19 protein-coding genes and 1 pseudogene are annotated in these 14,573 nt (G+C 45.9%); 19 read left to right on the forward strand and 1 reads right to left on the reverse strand.

The features are described 5' to 3' along the window. Positions 1–122 precede the first annotated feature (122 nt). The 16 genes and pseudogenes from KQI64_RS05850 (at position 123) to KQI64_RS05925 (ending at position 11,196) form a co-directional block, all read left to right on the forward strand. Positions 123–365, forward strand: a complete 243-nt coding sequence (locus KQI64_RS05850; protein WP_216523786.1) for a hypothetical protein — start codon at positions 123–125, stop codon at positions 363–365. Between the two features lie 391 nt (positions 366–756). Continuing rightward, complete coding sequence (locus KQI64_RS05855) at positions 757–918, forward strand: Arc family DNA-binding protein (RefSeq protein WP_216523787.1); 162 nt, start codon at positions 757–759, stop codon at positions 916–918. Between the two features lie 73 nt (positions 919–991). Next, entirely contained in the window at positions 992–1,438 is a 447-nt protein-coding gene (locus KQI64_RS05860; protein ID WP_216523788.1) for an Rrf2 family transcriptional regulator, read from the forward strand. 126 nt (positions 1,439–1,564) lie between these two features. Next, positions 1,565–2,197, forward strand: a complete 633-nt coding sequence (locus KQI64_RS05865) for an NAD(P)-dependent oxidoreductase (protein WP_216523789.1) — start codon at positions 1,565–1,567, stop codon at positions 2,195–2,197. A 95-nt stretch (positions 2,198–2,292) separates the two neighbouring features. Then, positions 2,293–2,913 carry a 4Fe-4S binding protein gene (locus tag KQI64_RS05870; protein WP_216523790.1) on the forward strand — a complete coding sequence of 207 codons (621 nt, stop codon included), beginning with the start codon at positions 2,293–2,295 and terminating at the stop codon, positions 2,911–2,913. Positions 2,914–2,933: 20 nt separating this feature from the next. Further along, positions 2,934–3,957: pseudogene (locus KQI64_RS05875) on the forward strand (2-hydroxyacid dehydrogenase). A gap of 26 nt (positions 3,958–3,983) precedes the next feature. Continuing rightward, positions 3,984–4,751 carry a protein-ADP-ribose hydrolase gene (locus KQI64_RS05880; protein WP_092968872.1) on the forward strand — a complete coding sequence of 256 codons (768 nt, stop codon included), beginning with the start codon at positions 3,984–3,986 and terminating at the stop codon, positions 4,749–4,751. Then, positions 4,696–5,568, forward strand: coding sequence for an SIR2 family NAD-dependent protein deacylase (locus KQI64_RS05885; protein ID WP_216523791.1), 873 nt, complete (start codon positions 4,696–4,698; stop codon positions 5,566–5,568). The genes KQI64_RS05880 and KQI64_RS05885 overlap by 56 nt, the downstream gene beginning before the upstream one ends. An 83-nt stretch (positions 5,569–5,651) precedes the next feature. Continuing rightward, positions 5,652–6,527: a DUF5131 family protein gene (locus KQI64_RS05890; RefSeq protein WP_216523792.1), complete on the forward strand. Its 876-nt coding sequence runs from the start codon at positions 5,652–5,654 to the stop codon at positions 6,525–6,527. Between the two features lie 97 nt (positions 6,528–6,624). Next, complete coding sequence (locus KQI64_RS05895) at positions 6,625–7,263, forward strand: sugar O-acetyltransferase (protein WP_216523793.1); 639 nt, start codon at positions 6,625–6,627, stop codon at positions 7,261–7,263. A 6-nt stretch (positions 7,264–7,269) separates the two neighbouring features. Next, positions 7,270–7,599 (forward strand): cupin domain-containing protein, encoded by a 330-nt coding sequence (locus tag KQI64_RS05900; RefSeq protein ID WP_216523794.1) that lies wholly within the window; start codon positions 7,270–7,272, stop codon positions 7,597–7,599. Between the two features lie 54 nt (positions 7,600–7,653). Continuing rightward, the gene (locus KQI64_RS10620) at positions 7,654–8,535 is read left to right on the forward strand and encodes a DMT family transporter (RefSeq protein ID WP_330623032.1); all 882 of its coding nucleotides are present in this window, start codon (positions 7,654–7,656) and stop codon (positions 8,533–8,535) included. A gap of 1 nt (position 8,536) precedes the next feature. Continuing rightward, positions 8,537–9,154 carry a flavodoxin family protein gene (locus tag KQI64_RS05910; protein ID WP_216523796.1) on the forward strand — a complete coding sequence of 206 codons (618 nt, stop codon included), beginning with the start codon at positions 8,537–8,539 and terminating at the stop codon, positions 9,152–9,154. A gap of 30 nt (positions 9,155–9,184) precedes the next feature. Further along, positions 9,185–10,345 carry a low temperature requirement protein A gene (locus KQI64_RS05915; RefSeq protein ID WP_216523797.1) on the forward strand — a complete coding sequence of 387 codons (1,161 nt, stop codon included), beginning with the start codon at positions 9,185–9,187 and terminating at the stop codon, positions 10,343–10,345. A 52-nt stretch (positions 10,346–10,397) separates the two neighbouring features. Then, a complete protein-coding gene (locus tag KQI64_RS05920; protein ID WP_216523821.1) occupies positions 10,398–10,841 on the forward strand; it encodes a GNAT family N-acetyltransferase in 444 nt (147 codons plus the stop codon). A 28-nt stretch (positions 10,842–10,869) separates the two neighbouring features. After that, positions 10,870–11,196, forward strand: coding sequence for a putative quinol monooxygenase (locus KQI64_RS05925; RefSeq protein ID WP_216523798.1), 327 nt, complete (start codon positions 10,870–10,872; stop codon positions 11,194–11,196). A gap of 51 nt (positions 11,197–11,247) precedes the next feature. On the opposite strand, the gene KQI64_RS05930 is transcribed toward KQI64_RS05925, so the two are convergent. Then, a complete protein-coding gene (locus KQI64_RS05930; protein ID WP_216523799.1) occupies positions 11,248–12,108 on the reverse strand; it encodes a LysR family transcriptional regulator in 861 nt (286 codons plus the stop codon). Between the two features lie 131 nt (positions 12,109–12,239). On the opposite strand from KQI64_RS05930, the gene KQI64_RS05935 reads away from it, so the two are divergent. The 3 genes from KQI64_RS05935 to KQI64_RS05945 are packed head-to-tail and all read left to right on the forward strand — an operon-like array spanning position 12,240 to position 14,560. Next, on the forward strand, positions 12,240–12,740 hold the full coding sequence (locus KQI64_RS05935) for a flavodoxin (RefSeq protein WP_216523800.1): 501 nt from the start codon (positions 12,240–12,242) through the stop codon (positions 12,738–12,740). Further along, the gene (locus tag KQI64_RS05940; RefSeq protein WP_092968852.1) at positions 12,737–13,372 is read left to right on the forward strand and encodes a flavodoxin; all 636 of its coding nucleotides are present in this window, start codon (positions 12,737–12,739) and stop codon (positions 13,370–13,372) included. The genes KQI64_RS05935 and KQI64_RS05940 overlap by 4 nt, the downstream gene beginning before the upstream one ends. Before the next feature lie 24 nt (positions 13,373–13,396). Beyond that, positions 13,397–14,560, forward strand: coding sequence for an iron-containing alcohol dehydrogenase (locus tag KQI64_RS05945; RefSeq protein WP_216523801.1), 1,164 nt, complete (start codon positions 13,397–13,399; stop codon positions 14,558–14,560). Positions 14,561–14,573: the final 13 nt, after the last annotated feature.

Below are 14,573 nucleotides of genomic sequence, written 5' to 3' on the forward strand. Positions count from 1 at the left end.
ACACGTTACCAAACATGCGCGGCAATTGATTCTGTCAGTCAGTAGGAGCAATGCGTGGGCGAGCGCTTATCTGGGTCTTGTAACCCGTTTTAGGCTTGCTTGAGTTTCACGGATTCAGGTATATGCAAAAGAAAAACGCTGTCAGCAGAAAAACAGACAGCGAATTGATGCGAAATATTATGGGTAGATATACGAATAATCCCGGTATGGATTATGAAAAGATTGTAAAATCGGAAGTAATTGCATATATGCGCGGCAAAATCAACGGCGATGACGCGCTGAAATGTGCGGTCGCTCTCGGCAAGCGGCATTTTGCTATACATACATTATTTACCTACCTCAAGAATTATACTGTAAAGGGATAACACACTATGCTGAATGAAATAGAAGAGTTTGAAGCCTACACAGGAAATCCCTATCGATGTTTATGTCGTTTGTAAAATACGGCTTAACGCAAATCAGCATAATATGCGGGTGAGATTTCTTTGCCTTGCGGACGGCAGAAGAAAACAGGCTGTCAAATTCTCCCATAGCTCCGGTATAAAACACCTCGCAGCCCTGCTGTATTGCCGCTTCAACCGCGTTATCAAGTTTTTCGCTGATATTATCAAATACATTCCTATGCCCAAAACTGCAGCACGCTTTCATAACGACCTCATTAGATACACTTTAGATATATTATGTGCCTATATCAAACATTATAGCACATTATAGGCATAAAATAAAGTCATAATAAATATGAAACGAGGTTTTGTTATGGCTGTAAAGAGTTTATCTATACGAATTGATGAGGAAATGCTGAACAAGCTGCACGTTGTCGCTGACTATGAAGGTCGCTCGGCGAATAGTCAGATATTGATTCTGATTCGTGACGCAATCGAGAAGTATGAGGAAAAACACGGAATAATTGAGATATAATACCTTCACGGTTGTAACACTTGACTTTACAACACGGCTGTGCTATACTTTCTTCATTGAAAGGATGACGAGTATGCAGATTTCAAGCAGATTTACTATTGCGATCCATATATTTTCGTGTATTGACACTTTTTCTGAAGAGCATAAGATAACAAGCGATTTTCTCGCTTCAAGTATCCAAGTTAATCCCGTTATTATCCGTAAGCTTCTCGGGCAGCTCAGAGAAGCCGAGCTTATCACCGTACAGCGCGGTTCGGGTGGCGCAAGTCTTGCGAAAGCACCCGATGAAATATCGCTGCTCGATGTATTTAATGCTGTTGAGAGTATTGAGGACGGCAAGCTCTTCCATTTCCACGAAAATCCCAATCCGAAATGTCCGGTCGGCAGAAGTATACATCCTGTTCTTGATGGACGGCTTGACCAGATTCAAACAGCTATGGAAAGAGAAATGCAGAGCATTACGCTTGCAGATATCTTTGCAGATACCAAAAAATATATAGAAGATAATTCGCACTCTTAACAGGGTGCGAAAATTTTTTGAAAAACTTTTGTTGTAACTATTGACATTACAATAAATGTGTGTTATATTATGGTTGTAACAAGCAGGGTTACAATAAAGCAAAATCAATTTACGGAGGAAAATATTATGAAAATCGCAGTTGTAGCAGCAAACGGCAGAGTAGCACAGAAAGTCATCAAGGAAGCGCTTGACAGAGGCTTTAAGATTAAGGCGTTCGGACGTGACGATGAAAACAAAACCGTTGCAAAGGATTATGTTAAAAAGGACATTATGGATCTTACTAAGGAAGATCTTGCGGGCTTTGACGCTGTAGTTGACGGCTTCGGCGCGTGGACAGACGAAGAGCAGCCGATGCACATCAAGACGTCTCAGTATTTGTGTGATCTTCTCAGAGGCAGCGATACCCGTCTGTTGATCGTTGGCGGCGCAGGCTCTCTTTATGTGAATCCCGAGCATACTGTTCAGGTCAAGGACGCTCCCGACTTCCCGGCTATGTTCCTTCCTTTAGCGAACGCGCAGGGTGCGGAGCTTGACGAGCTGCGTAAGAGAAACGATGTTAAGTGGACATTCATCAGCCCCGCCGGTGATTTTCAGGCTGATGGTGAGAGAACGGGCGAGTATATCCTCGGCGGCGAGGAGCTTACTCTCAACGAAAAAGGCGAAAGCATTATTTCCTACGCCGACTACGCTATCGCTATGGTTGATGAAATCGAAAACGGCGACCATATTCAGCAGAGAATCAGCGTAGTAAGAAAGTAACCAAGTTTTCGCAAAAATGAAGCCTCGCGGTTGAATAATCGCGGGGTTTTCTGTATAATAGAAAAAACAATTATGCGATACAAAGGAGCATAACTATGATCGCAGCAGATTATCTGAAATATATCGTCAACGAGATACACAGAACCATTGTCGCAACAGTGGATAGCGAAGGGTTACCCGTCACCTGTGCAATCGATATGATGGATTGTGACGAAAACAGCCTGTATTTTCTCACCGCAAAAGGCAAGGCTTTTTATGACAGGCTTATCACCAGAGAGTTTCTTGCTCTTACCGCTATGAAGGGCGAGGATACGATGTCGAGCGTGGCGGTATCTGTTCGGGGCAAGGTCAGAGAAATCGGCTTTGAGAAAATACCGGAGCTTTTCCAAAAGAATCCGTATATGAATGAGATATACCCGACAGAGGAATCCCGAAAGGCGCTGACGGTCTTTCAGATATACGAGGGCAGCGGAGAATGGTTTGATCTCAGTAAAATACCGATCGAGCGCGCGAGCTTTACATTCGGAAAAGCAGAAACCGCAAAAAGCGGATATTTTATCAATGATAACTGTATCGGCTGCGGGAGTTGCTTGGACGTTTGTCCTCAAAGCTGCATTGATTTGAGCGTTACTCCTGCGGTAATCCGTCAGGAGAACTGTCTGCATTGCGGCAATTGTAAATATGTTTGTCCCGTTGGGGCTGTAGAAAAAAGATAAAAGAATCGGAGGATAACGAAATGATCAAGGTTGCATTTTACGATACCAAAGCATACGATAAGCCGTCATTTGAGCATTACGGCGCTTTACACGATATTCAATTCCGTTTTCTTGAAACGAAACTGAACAAGGATACTGCCGCACTCGCTGAGGGCTGTGATGCGGTATGCGTTTTCGTCAACGATTCGGTTGACGCCGATGTGATCGAGCGGTTATATACTTACGGAGTTAAGCTGATTGCTCTGCGGAGTGCAGGATATAACAATGTTGACGTCCGTGCGGCTTTCGGCAAGATACACGTTGTTCACGTTCCGGCATATTCTCCATACGCCGTAGCCGAACACGCTGTAGCTCTGCTGCTGACCTCCGTGCGCCGTATCCATAAAGCGTATAACCGGACAAGAGAATTCAATTTTTCGCTCAGCGGATTGACAGGCTTCGACCTGCACGGAAAGACCGTCGGCGTTATCGGTACCGGCAAGATCGGGCGGATTTTCATTGATATTTGCCGCGGCTTCGGAATGAAGGTTATCGCATACGATCTGTATCCCGTAGATGGCATTGACTATGTTTCACTCGAAACGCTTTTCGCCGAAAGCGACGTGATCTCTCTACATTGTCCGCTGACGGATGACACGAAGCATATGATAAACAGCGCTGCTATTGAAAAAGGGCGTTGTGATCGTTAACACCTCGCGCGGCGCGCTCATAGACGCTGAGGCGCTGCTTGACGGTATCAAGAGCCGAAAAATCGGCGCGGCGTGTCTGGATGTATATGAGGAAGAAGCGGATATTTTCTTTGAGGATCGCTCCGGACACATTATGGACGACGAGCTGCTCTCGCTCCTTATCTCGATGCCGAACGTGATCGTTACGTCACTTCAGGCGTTCCTTACCGAAGATGCGTTGAACAATATTGCGGAGACTACCGTAAACAACATCCTTTCATATTACAACAACGACGGAATGTGCGATAACGAGTTGTGTTATCGCTGCGGAAATATTGAGCGCTGCAAAAAAGAACGAAAGCAAAGGTGTTTCTAAACGATCAACAGAAAGAAGATGATACTATGACACAGGCAGAAAGAAGGATATTTTTATTAAATTATATACTTGCTGAACGAGGCGAAGCGACTGTTATTCCACAAGATGAATATAGTCAAAAGCGACTTCTGCGCTCGCTCTTCAATATCCGTATGCCGAAACCTGTCAGCGAGGAATTTACAACAATTCAGGACGGGTATTTGCAGGAAGAAAACGCGCGCAAGGGCATTACCGATATTGCTGACTTAAAGCCTGTGCAAAAGGGCATCTATCTTTGGCAGGGTGATATTACCACGCTGAAATGCGACGCTATTGTTAATGCCGCGAACTCACAAATGCTCGGCTGCTTCTGCCCGTGTCACGGCTGTATCGACAATGCAATCCATACCTTTTCGGGCGTTCAGCTCCGTAATGCCTGTTATGAGATGATGAGGAAGCAAGGTCACGAGGAGCCGACAGGTCAGGCGAAAATCACACCCGCTTATAACTTGCCGTGCAAGTATGTTATCCACACAGTAGGACCGATTGTCAGCGGCAGGCTCACGGACGAAGACTGCGAGCTGCTCAAAAGCTGTTACCTCTCCTGCCTGAATGAAGCTGTGAAGAATGATCTGAAAAGTATAGCGTTCTGCTGTATCAGCACGGGCGAGTTTCACTTCCCAAACGATATAGCCGCGCAGATCGCGGTCAATACCGTAAAAGAATATCAGAAAGAACACGAAATTGAGGTGATATTCAATGTTTTCAAGGATTACGATTACGAACTCTACCGAGAATTACTCTCAGCAGATTGAACAGATAAGAGAAAAGCTCAATAACGCCGACGCGGTTGTTATCGGCGCGGGCGCGGGGTTGTCCACCTCGGCAGGAATGACATATTCGGGTGAGCGGTTCTACAAGCACTTTTCCGACTTTGCCGAGAAGTGCGGAATTACCGATATGTATTCCGGCGGGTTTATGGTTATGCGTTATCCTCCCGGGGTTTTCTGGGCATATTGGAGCCGTTTTATTTTGATTAACCGCTACGAAAAAGCGCCCAAGCCTGTATATGATGATTTGCTCAGGCTCGTAAAGGATAAAAACTACTTTGTCCTTACAACGAATGTCGATCATCAGTTCCAGATGGCAGGCTTTGACAAGAAGCGGCTGTTCTATACGCAGGGCGATTATGGGTTATTCCAATGCTCCGTGCCATGCCACAAAAAGACATACGACAACTACGACGATGTTATCGCGATGATTGAACAGCAGGATAATATGAGAATCCCGACTGAGCTTATTCCGCGCTGTCCCGTCTGCGGAAAGCCGATGACAATGAACCTCAGATCTGACGACAAATTTGTCGAGGACGAGGGCTGGCACAAAGCGTCTGAAAGGTATAACGCTTTCATTGATGAGAACAAGGGCAAAAACATCGCCTATCTTGAATTGGGAGTTGGCGGCAATACGCCTGTCATCATCAAATACCCGTTTTGGCAGCTGACGGCTCAGAATAAAAACGCTTCCTATATCTGCGTGAATCTCGGCGAGAGCTATTGCCCCAACGAGATAATTGATCAATCAATCTGCGTTAATGCCGACATTGGCAAAGTAATAACAGATTTGAATTAACAAAGGCTCCGGGTGAAAAAACTCGGAGCTTTTCATAGACAGAGAAAGAACGATATTGTATAATGTTTTAAGGAGGTGAGGTTATGCACGACATCTGGAATCCGTGGCACGGATGCAAAAAGTGCAGCGAGGGCTGCGAGAATTGCTATATGTATTTTCTTGACGCTCAGCGCGGCAGGAACGGCGCGGATATCTACCGCACCAAAGTGGGTTTTAAATATCCGCTGTCAAAGGACAGAAGCGGACATTACAAAGTCAAAAGCGGCGAACAGCTCCGTGTGTGTATGACCTCCGATTTTTTCCTTGAGGAAGCAGACGGGTGGCGTGATGAAGCGTGGAACATCATCCGTCAACGCCCCGACGTCGTTTTCTTCTTGCTGACGAAACGTCCGCAGAGAGTAAGGGATTGCCTACCGAGTGATTGGGACGACGGTTGGGAGAATGTCTTTTTCAACGTTAGCTGTGAGAATCAAAGGAGAGCCGACGAGCGCATCCCGATTCTGCTTTCTCTGCCGTTCAAGCACAAGGGCATTATGTGCGCTCCGTTTATCGGTTCGGTCAGCATAAAAGAATACCTCAAAAGCGGACAGCTTGAACAAGTCATCTGCGACGGCGAGAATTATGCGGGCGCGCGTCCCTGCCATTATGAATGGGTAAAACAGCTAAGCGACGAGTGCAAAGAGTTCGGCGTTACCTTCGCCTTTATCGGCACAGGCAGACGCTTTGTCAAGGATGGCAAGCTCTATCAAATTGAGGGCAGCGAGTTACAGGCTAATCAAGCTTATAAATCGGGACTTAGCTTTCAAGGCAAACCGATTAACTTCAAGCTAACCCGTCAGCTCGGCTTCAAAATTGCCAATGAGAATTTCTACAAACCCTATTTCGGTGAGAAGTGCCAAACCTGCGGAATGAAACCAATCTGCAACGGCTGTACCCGCTGCGGCAAATGCGAACCATAAACCGATCTCCGTTTGGATTAAATCCATGCGGAGATTTTTTGTGGACAATTATTCTGATTTCTGGTATCATAAAATCAGTAAATATTTGGAGGACGCTATGAACCAGATTGAACGCAGAGATAAGGGCTTAGCATATGTTTGCGACGACGAGGCATTCGCTCAGCAGGCGGAGTGCCGTAAGATTTTACAGCAGCTCAATTTTATGGATCGTTCCGATTTTGACGGTATAAAGGAAGTAGTTAAACAGCTGCTCGGCAAGTCGGACGAAGCATTTATCAATCCGCCGTTTTACTGCGATTACGGCTTTAATATTGAAGTCGGCAAGGAGTTTTTCGCAAACTATAACTGTACGATTATAGATGTTGCAAAGGTAAAAATCGGCGATAACTGTATGCTCGCGCCGAATGTGGCGATTTATACCGCAGGACATCCCGTACATCCCGATACGCGCCGTTCATACTATGAATACGGAAAACCCGTCACAATCGGCGATAACGTTTGGATAGGAGGCAATGCGGTAGTTCTTCCGGGCGTTACGATAGGCTCAAATTCCGTCATCGGCGCAGGCAGCGTAGTTACCCGTGATGTTCCTCCGTGGAGTATCGCTGTGGGTAACCCGTGCAAAGTTATAAAAAATATCACCGAAGCCGACAGAAAAAAGCTGTTCAAGGACGAAGAAATCGACGCAGAAGCGTGGGATGATATTGTTGTCAACGGCTTCGGCGGGGAAGGATAACAAACTATGTTAATAGATTTTAACGAAATTCAGGAGATAAAAATTCCGTGTATGAACGACGGCACAGGAATGATGACTGTGAAGATGTACAATGACGAAAACTATCGTATTATTCCCACCCGAATCCATAAAGGCGGCAGTATTGGAACTCACACGCAAAACTCAGGCGACGACCTCAACTACATCATCAGCGGTAAGGGAAAAGCGATTTGTAACGGCGCGGAAGAAGAACTGAAAGCGGGCGTTATGCACATCTGCCCGAAAGGATTTGAACACACCATTATAAACACAGGCGATGACGATTTGGAAATGCTCACGATCGTAGTTGCAAAATAAGTTTTGTTTCAATATAGAAACCCAAAAAGGAAGTAATATATTAAAAAAAGCTATATATACGCAGGAGTGACTGTGCTTATCTGGTCGACGCTCGCGACGGTTGTAAAGCTTGTACTTCAGGATATTCCAAACCTTCAGGCACTCACGATAAGCAGCGCGTTCGCGTTTGTGTTCCTGCTGATTCTGAATATAATTAACGGCTCAATAAAAGAGATGAAAAGCTACAAAGTTCGGGATTACCTTACTATGTCAGGCTTGGGTTTTCTGGGGCTGTTTATGTACTCGGCGCTTTACTATTACGGAATAGCCGAGCTCGGCTCACAGGAGGCTTGTATCCTCAACTACCTGTGGCCGGTGATGATAGTGATATTCGCCTGTATTATCCTCAAAGAAAAGTTTACGGCAAAGAAGATTATTGCTATGCTTGTGTCATTCGCGGGGATCGTAGTGCTCACGCTCGGCAGCGGCGAAAGCGCATCGGGTAACAGATTATTAGGGATCATCGCGTGCGTTACGGCGGCGATCTGTTACGGACTTTTTTCGGTGCTCAACAAAAAGCACAGCCTTAATCAGAATGTCACTATGATGTGGATCTGGTTTACGACTGCGGTGTGCTCGTTTGTGCTGAGCTTGTTTTTTGAAAAATGGCAGCCGATTATCGGAGTGCAGTGGTTAGGAATAGCGTGGCTCGGAGTTGTGGTCAACGCTGTGGCGTATCTGCTATGGGCGATTGCCCTGAAAGGCGCAAGCGATTCCGCCAAAATAGCAAACCTCGCTTACCTTGTGCCGTTTATCTCGATCATCATTTCGTGGTTCGTTTTAAAAGAACAAATCACAATTAACGCGGCATTTGCGCTCGTACTGATAATCGGTGGAATACTGCTTCAGAGCGTTAGCTTAAAAAAGAAAAATAGAATTGTTAAGGAGAAAGAATAATATGAAAGTATTGATTATCAACGGCAGTCCCAGAGTGAACGGCAACGCCACGATCGCAGTTAACGAAATGGTAAAGATTTTTGATAACGAAGGAGTAGAATCCGAGGTTGTTCAAATCGGAAACAAAGACATACGCGGATGCATCGCCTGCGGAACCTGCTTCAAGAACGGCAAATGCGTATTTAACGATGTTGTAAATGAGCTTGCACCGAAGTTTGATGAGGCTGACGGGCTTGTTGTCGCTACCCCGGTTTACTACGCTTCGGCGAACGCGACGCTTATCGCCTGCCTTGACAGACTTTTCTACAGCACTCATTTTGACAAGACCATGAAGGTCGGCGCGAGTGTCGCGGTAGCAAGACGCGGAGGCTGCTCGGCAACCTTTGATGAGCTGAACAAGTATTTTACCATCTGCGGAATGCCCGTAGCGTCAAGCCAGTATTGGAACTCCGTACACGGCAGAGAAAAAGGTCAGGCTGAACAGGATTCGGAAGGACTGCAAACGATGAGGGTGCTTGCCCGTAATATGACATTCTTGATGAAGAGCATCGCTCTCGGCAAAAAACAATACGGTCTGCCTGAAAAAGAAAAATGGCAGCCGACGCATTTTATAAGATAGAATCTCTGATAAGCTTTGAAAGGAACACAAATGATTCGGGAGATTTTGCAGCCAAAAGAGAAAAAGGTCGAATACATCGAGCTTATTTATGACCTGATTTTCGTATATATCATCGGGCGGAATAATCAGTTGTTGCATATCTTTGATAACGGCTTTGTCACAATGCCCGCGTTTCTTTCCTATGTGATGACGACGCTCGCCATCATCCAGATTTGGAACTACAGCACTTACTACATAAATGTTTACGGTCGGCACAGCGTAAGGGAGCATATTTTTATGTTTGTGAATATGTTCCTGCTGTATTTTATCGGCGAAGGAACGAGAACCGACTGGCAGGCGTATCATACGCAGTATCATATCGCGTGGGCGCTGATTCTCATAAATATCGGTGTGCAATACCTGCTTGAACTGCGTAATCAAAAGGATAACGCTCATAACCGAAATCATATTGTTCATATGGCTGTTATCCTCTTTATAGAAGCCGCTATAGTCGCGTCGGATATATTTTTCTATCAGACATTCGGCAACACATGGATGTCGCTGGCGGCTATACTGTTCGGAATGGGCGCGGTTTTGATTTTCGGTCAGAAGAACAGCGCCGATGTCGTTGACTTTCCGCATCTTTCCGAGCGCGCTATGCTTTATGTTGTCTTTACCTTCGGAGAAATGATTATCGCTATTTCTTCCTACTTTGAGGGAGGCTTTTCAGTCAGCGGTACTTATTTCGCTCTGATGGCTTTTCTGATTGTAGTCGGGCTGTTCTTAAGCTACGGTATGTTTTATGACAATATCATCGACAGGGATAAGCGGACTAACGGACTCGGATATATGCTGCTGCACATCTTCCTTATTTTTTCGATGAACAACATCACAAACGGACTGGAGTTTATGCGTGAAACCGAAATCAGCCTGATTCCGAAGATACTGTTCCTTATCGGTTCGCTGATACTGTATTTTATTTGTCTGTTCGCGCTCGGCAACCGACACGCAAAGGCACGCTGCAGTAAGTACAACATCCTGTTCATTAAAGCGGGAGCGATAAGTGCGGTGTTTATAACACTTATGCTGCTGCTTCGGGAAAATATGATGATAAATATCTTAATAACTGTCGCGTTTGTATTCGTGCTTTTCCTGATTATCTACAGGTACGGAAAACAGATTAACAGCGTGAATCCAAAAATAGAAACATAAAAGGAGTAAAAACGTGATAATCCGTAAATATGAAAATGATGATATATGTCAGATGATAAACCTATGGAATGAAGTAGTTGAGGACGGTATCGCCTTTCCGCAGGAGGAGCTTTTGACCGAGGAAACAGGCGCGGAATTCTTTGCCGAGCAGAGCTATTGCGGAGTTGCAGTCGATGACAGCGGGGAGGTTGTCGGTTTGTATATCCTGCACCCGAATAATGTCGGGCGCTGCGGGCATATCTGCAACGCGAGCTACGCTGTCAGCTCTAAATGCCGAGGTCGGCATATCGGCGAAAAGCTTGTGCTTGACTGTATCGCGCAGGCAAAGGATATCGGATTTATGATTCTGCAATTCAACGCCGTTGTTGAATCAAACATCCACGCTCGTCACCTGTACGAGAGAATCGGCTTTAAACAGCTTGGCGTTATCCCTAACGGCTTTAGGATGAAGGACGGACATTTTGAGAATATCTGTCCGTATTATATTGAGCTATAAATCATAGTTCAAACGCAGGAGAAAAGATATGAGCATAACTATTAATCTATACTATACAGGCAAGGGCGACGCCGCGAGGAAATTCGCCGAAAAAATGGAAGCGAGCGGTATTGCCGAAACTATCAGGAACGAGGACGGCAACGAGCGCTATGAATATTTCTTCCCGATGAACGATCCCGAGACTATCCTGCTGATAGACAGTTGGAGCAGTCAGGATGCGCTCGATATTCACCACGCCTCCCCGATGATGGCGCAAATCGCCGCGCTGCGTAAGAAGTACGACCTTCATATGAAAGCGGAGCGTTACATCAGTGCGGATACACCCGAATCGGAAAATCAATTTATAAGAAAATAGTAAAAAGCAGACCGAGCATAACAACTCGGTCTGTTCTTCCGTAAAACGATATTATTTGCCGATGACCTCGCCACGGACAGAGTTGAAAAAGGCGGCGTACTTTTTCTTGTCCTCAGTTCGGCACGCGATATAAAAGGTGTAGCGTGCCTTTTCTTCATCTATTGGTATGAACACTCTGCCTTCCATTCTGTAGTCCTCGGCGATAATTCTGTCGGATGCGAAAGCGGGATAGTCAGTGTTTCCCACCAAGTCGGCGAAGGTGTCACGGTCGGGCTGGATCAGGAAGGTCGTGTCCTTCATATATTCCTCACACACGGTTTTCCAGAATCCGATATGCTGATAAAGCAGGAAGCGCTCGCCGTTTAAGTCGGAGAATTTTACGCTGTCTTTATCGGCAAGCCTGTGAGTTTCGGGAACGCAGATATACAGGTGCTCGGAGATGTAGCGCTGAAAGAACAGAGTCTTGTCATTGACCGTTTCCCTGAAAACCGCCAGATTATATACGCCTTTTTTCAGCCCGTTTATGAGCTTTTCTCCGTACACGAGCTCGGAGGAAATCGTCATATCTCCGAAGTGATCCTGAAGAATCGGCATAAGCTCCGCCATAGGCTGAGGCGCGCACGAGCCGATATGAATCGAACGCAGACTGCGGTCAAATTCAATAATACGGCTTATCATTTCCCTGTTCTGATTCACCTGCGACTGAGCGAGAGCCGCCGCGAGCTTTCCCGTTTCATTCAGAGAGATTTTTTTATTCTCACGCACAAAGAGCTTTACGCCCAGCTCGTCCTCTAACTTTTTCATTGAGCGGCTCAGCGCGGGCTGGCTGATGAGCAGTTCTTCGGCGGCTTTTGAGAGTGTGCCGCATTTTGCGAACGCGGCTAATTGTTCAAGCAGATAGATTTCGATCATAATAACCTCACATATAACCAAGCATATAACCAACAGTTATATTTTCATAACTAAATAGCATTTTACTTTTACTGAATTATAACATATAATATAATTGCAATCAATAGAAACATATAACTGAGGTGGATAAAATGTCAAAAAGTTTAGTGTTATTCTTTTCTGTGTACGAAAGCACAAAGGCAGTCGCGCGGGAAATCGCCGCTCAGACAGGCGCGGATTTAGTTGAGATCGAGCCTGTCACACCCTACGACAGCAATCGTAACCACTACAACTCTCTCGCGCGTTACGCAAAAAAGGAACACGATGAGGATATGCGTCCCGCTATCAAAAACGAGATCGACGTTGACGGCTACGACAACATCTTCATAGGCTACCCGATGTGGTGGTACACCTTCCCGATGATCATCTACACGCTGTTCGATGAATACGATTTCAGCGGCAAGACAATTATCCCGTTCAACACGCATATGGGTTCAAGTGACGGAGGTACCTACCGCACGATCGCCGAGCTTGAGCCGAACGCAAAAGTCCTCAAAGGCTTACCAATCGAAATGTCGGAAGCGGAGCGTGATTGTAAAGATAAAGTAGAAAAATGGCTTAATAATATAACAATCAGGAGGACAACTAAATGAAAAAAGTGATAGCGATCTTTCTCGCAGCGATTCTTATATTTTCCCTTGCCGCGTGCGGCGGCACAAGCGGCGACACCAATTCTAAAACTGAAACTTCAACATCGGAAACTAAAACAGGCGACACATCAAGCGCCAATAACACTTCGACAGACGGCAAAACGCTGATCGTCTACTTCTCGTGGAGCAATAATACCGAAAAGATGGCGAACTATATTCACGACAAAATCGGCGGCGATATAGAACGCATTGAGCCTGTTGAGGCGTATCCCGAGGACTACAACGAAACGGCAGATAAAGCAAAAGCCGAACGCGACAACGGCGACCGTCCGAAGTTCAAAGAGCTGCAATTCAACCCTGAGAATTACGATACGATTTTCATCGGTTATCCGATTTGGTGGTATGAGCTTCCTATGATCATGCGCACCTTCTTCGATACCTACGATCTCAGTGGTAAAACAATCATTCCCTTCAATACCCACGAGGGCTCGGGCGACGGCGGCACCTACGACCAGATCAAAACCGAGGAACCTAACGCGAAAGTTTTGGAAGGTTTGCCAATTCGCGGCGGAGACATTGAAAACACTGATTCAAAAGATAAGGTCACAGAATGGCTCACAGGTCTGGGCTACTGATTATACTATACAGGAGGTTTCAATATGCAAAATTTTGATTATCAGACACCGACAAGACTTATCTTCGGCAAAGGAGTTGTTAAACAGCTCCCTGATGTTATGGAGCAATTCGGCAAAAAAATACTGCTCACTTACGGCGGAGGCAGTATCAAGAAGCTTGGATTATATGACAAGGTAAAGGAGCTTTTAAAGGACTTTGAAATCTTTGAACTTGCGGGTATTCAGCCGAACCCGAAGTATGATCCGAGTGTGCTCGACGGCGTAAAAATCTGTAAGGAAAACGACATTGACGTTATCCTTGCGGTAGGCGGCGGAAGCGTGCTCGACTGCTCAAAGGCGATTGCGACAGGCGCAAAGTATGACGGCGATCCGTGGGATCTTATTTCCTATAAAGCGTTTGCTACGGATTCGATCCCGATTGTAGATATCATCACCCTTGCCGCAACGGGCAGCGAGTATGACTGCGGAGGCGTTATCTCACGCACCGAGACAAACGACAAAATCGGTTATATGGACAGTCATAACTTTCCTGCCGTTTCTTTCCTCGACCCGACATACACCTTCACGGTTTCTAAAAAGCAGACGGCGGCCGGCTGCGCTGACGCGATGAATCATATTATGGAGCAGTATTTCTGCGAGGATTCAACTCTCCTAAACGACGGCTTTATGGAGGCGGGATTAAAGAGCCTTATGACAAACGCCGTAAAGTGCCTTGAAAATCCCGAGGATTATACCGCGAGAGCCGAAATGATGCTGACTTGCACCTACGGCTGTAACGGGATTTACGCGCTCGGCAGCAGCTATTCCGGCTGGCCCTGCCACGGCATCGAGCACGCCCTCAGCGCTTACTATGACATCACTCACGGCGAGGGACTTGCTATTATCACTCCGCGCTGGATGAAACATATCCTCTGCGAAAAGACCGTTGACCGCTTTGTAAAATACGGCGTGAATGTGTTTGGTATAGACGCAAATCAGGATAAGTTTGAAATAGCGAATCAGGCAATTGACGCGACATACAAATTCTTTGAGTCGATAAATATCCCTATGCATCTGAAGGACGTCGGAATTGACGACAGCAGGATCGGAGAAATGGCTCATCATATCGCTGTTAACGAAGGTTTGGAAGAAGCATGGTTCCCGCTTCTTGAGGACGACCTCGTAACAATTCTTACAGAGTCGCTGTAAGCAAAAACACAGG

The organism is Lachnoclostridium sp. MSJ-17, from assembly GCF_018918205.1.
In the GTDB taxonomy this organism is placed as follows: Bacteria; Bacillota; Clostridia; order Oscillospirales; family Acutalibacteraceae; genus Ruminococcoides.

Excerpts from the sequence above, each read along its gene's own strand:
- KQI64_RS05885 (WP_216523791.1), top strand. The coding sequence starts at position 4,696 with ATGTTTTCAAGGATTACGATTACGAACTCTACCGAGAATTACTCTCAG.
- KQI64_RS05910 (WP_216523796.1), top strand. The coding sequence starts at position 8,537 with ATGAAAGTATTGATTATCAACGGCAGTCCCAGAGTGAACGGCAACGCC.
- KQI64_RS05865 (WP_216523789.1), top strand. The coding sequence starts at position 1,565 with ATGAAAATCGCAGTTGTAGCAGCAAACGGCAGAGTAGCACAGAAAGTC.
- KQI64_RS05900 (WP_216523794.1), top strand. The coding sequence starts at position 7,270 with ATGTTAATAGATTTTAACGAAATTCAGGAGATAAAAATTCCGTGTATG.
- KQI64_RS05880 (WP_092968872.1), top strand. The coding sequence starts at position 3,984 with ATGACACAGGCAGAAAGAAGGATATTTTTATTAAATTATATACTTGCT.
- KQI64_RS05850 (WP_216523786.1), top strand. The coding sequence starts at position 123 with ATGCAAAAGAAAAACGCTGTCAGCAGAAAAACAGACAGCGAATTGATG.
- KQI64_RS05920 (WP_216523821.1), top strand. The coding sequence starts at position 10,398 with ATGATAAACCTATGGAATGAAGTAGTTGAGGACGGTATCGCCTTTCCG.
- KQI64_RS05890 (WP_216523792.1), top strand. The coding sequence starts at position 5,652 with ATGCACGACATCTGGAATCCGTGGCACGGATGCAAAAAGTGCAGCGAG.
- KQI64_RS05915 (WP_216523797.1), top strand. The coding sequence starts at position 9,185 with ATGATTCGGGAGATTTTGCAGCCAAAAGAGAAAAAGGTCGAATACATC.
- KQI64_RS05925 (WP_216523798.1), top strand. The coding sequence starts at position 10,870 with ATGAGCATAACTATTAATCTATACTATACAGGCAAGGGCGACGCCGCG.
- KQI64_RS05945 (WP_216523801.1), top strand. The coding sequence starts at position 13,397 with ATGCAAAATTTTGATTATCAGACACCGACAAGACTTATCTTCGGCAAA.
- KQI64_RS05895 (WP_216523793.1), top strand. The coding sequence starts at position 6,625 with ATGAACCAGATTGAACGCAGAGATAAGGGCTTAGCATATGTTTGCGAC.
- KQI64_RS05935 (WP_216523800.1), top strand. The coding sequence starts at position 12,240 with ATGTCAAAAAGTTTAGTGTTATTCTTTTCTGTGTACGAAAGCACAAAG.
- KQI64_RS05930 (WP_216523799.1), bottom strand. The coding sequence starts at position 12,108 with ATGATCGAAATCTATCTGCTTGAACAATTAGCCGCGTTCGCAAAATGC.
- KQI64_RS05855 (WP_216523787.1), top strand. The coding sequence starts at position 757 with ATGGCTGTAAAGAGTTTATCTATACGAATTGATGAGGAAATGCTGAAC.
- KQI64_RS05940 (WP_092968852.1), top strand. The coding sequence starts at position 12,737 with ATGAAAAAAGTGATAGCGATCTTTCTCGCAGCGATTCTTATATTTTCC.
- KQI64_RS05870 (WP_216523790.1), top strand. The coding sequence starts at position 2,293 with ATGATCGCAGCAGATTATCTGAAATATATCGTCAACGAGATACACAGA.
- KQI64_RS05860 (WP_216523788.1), top strand. The coding sequence starts at position 992 with ATGCAGATTTCAAGCAGATTTACTATTGCGATCCATATATTTTCGTGT.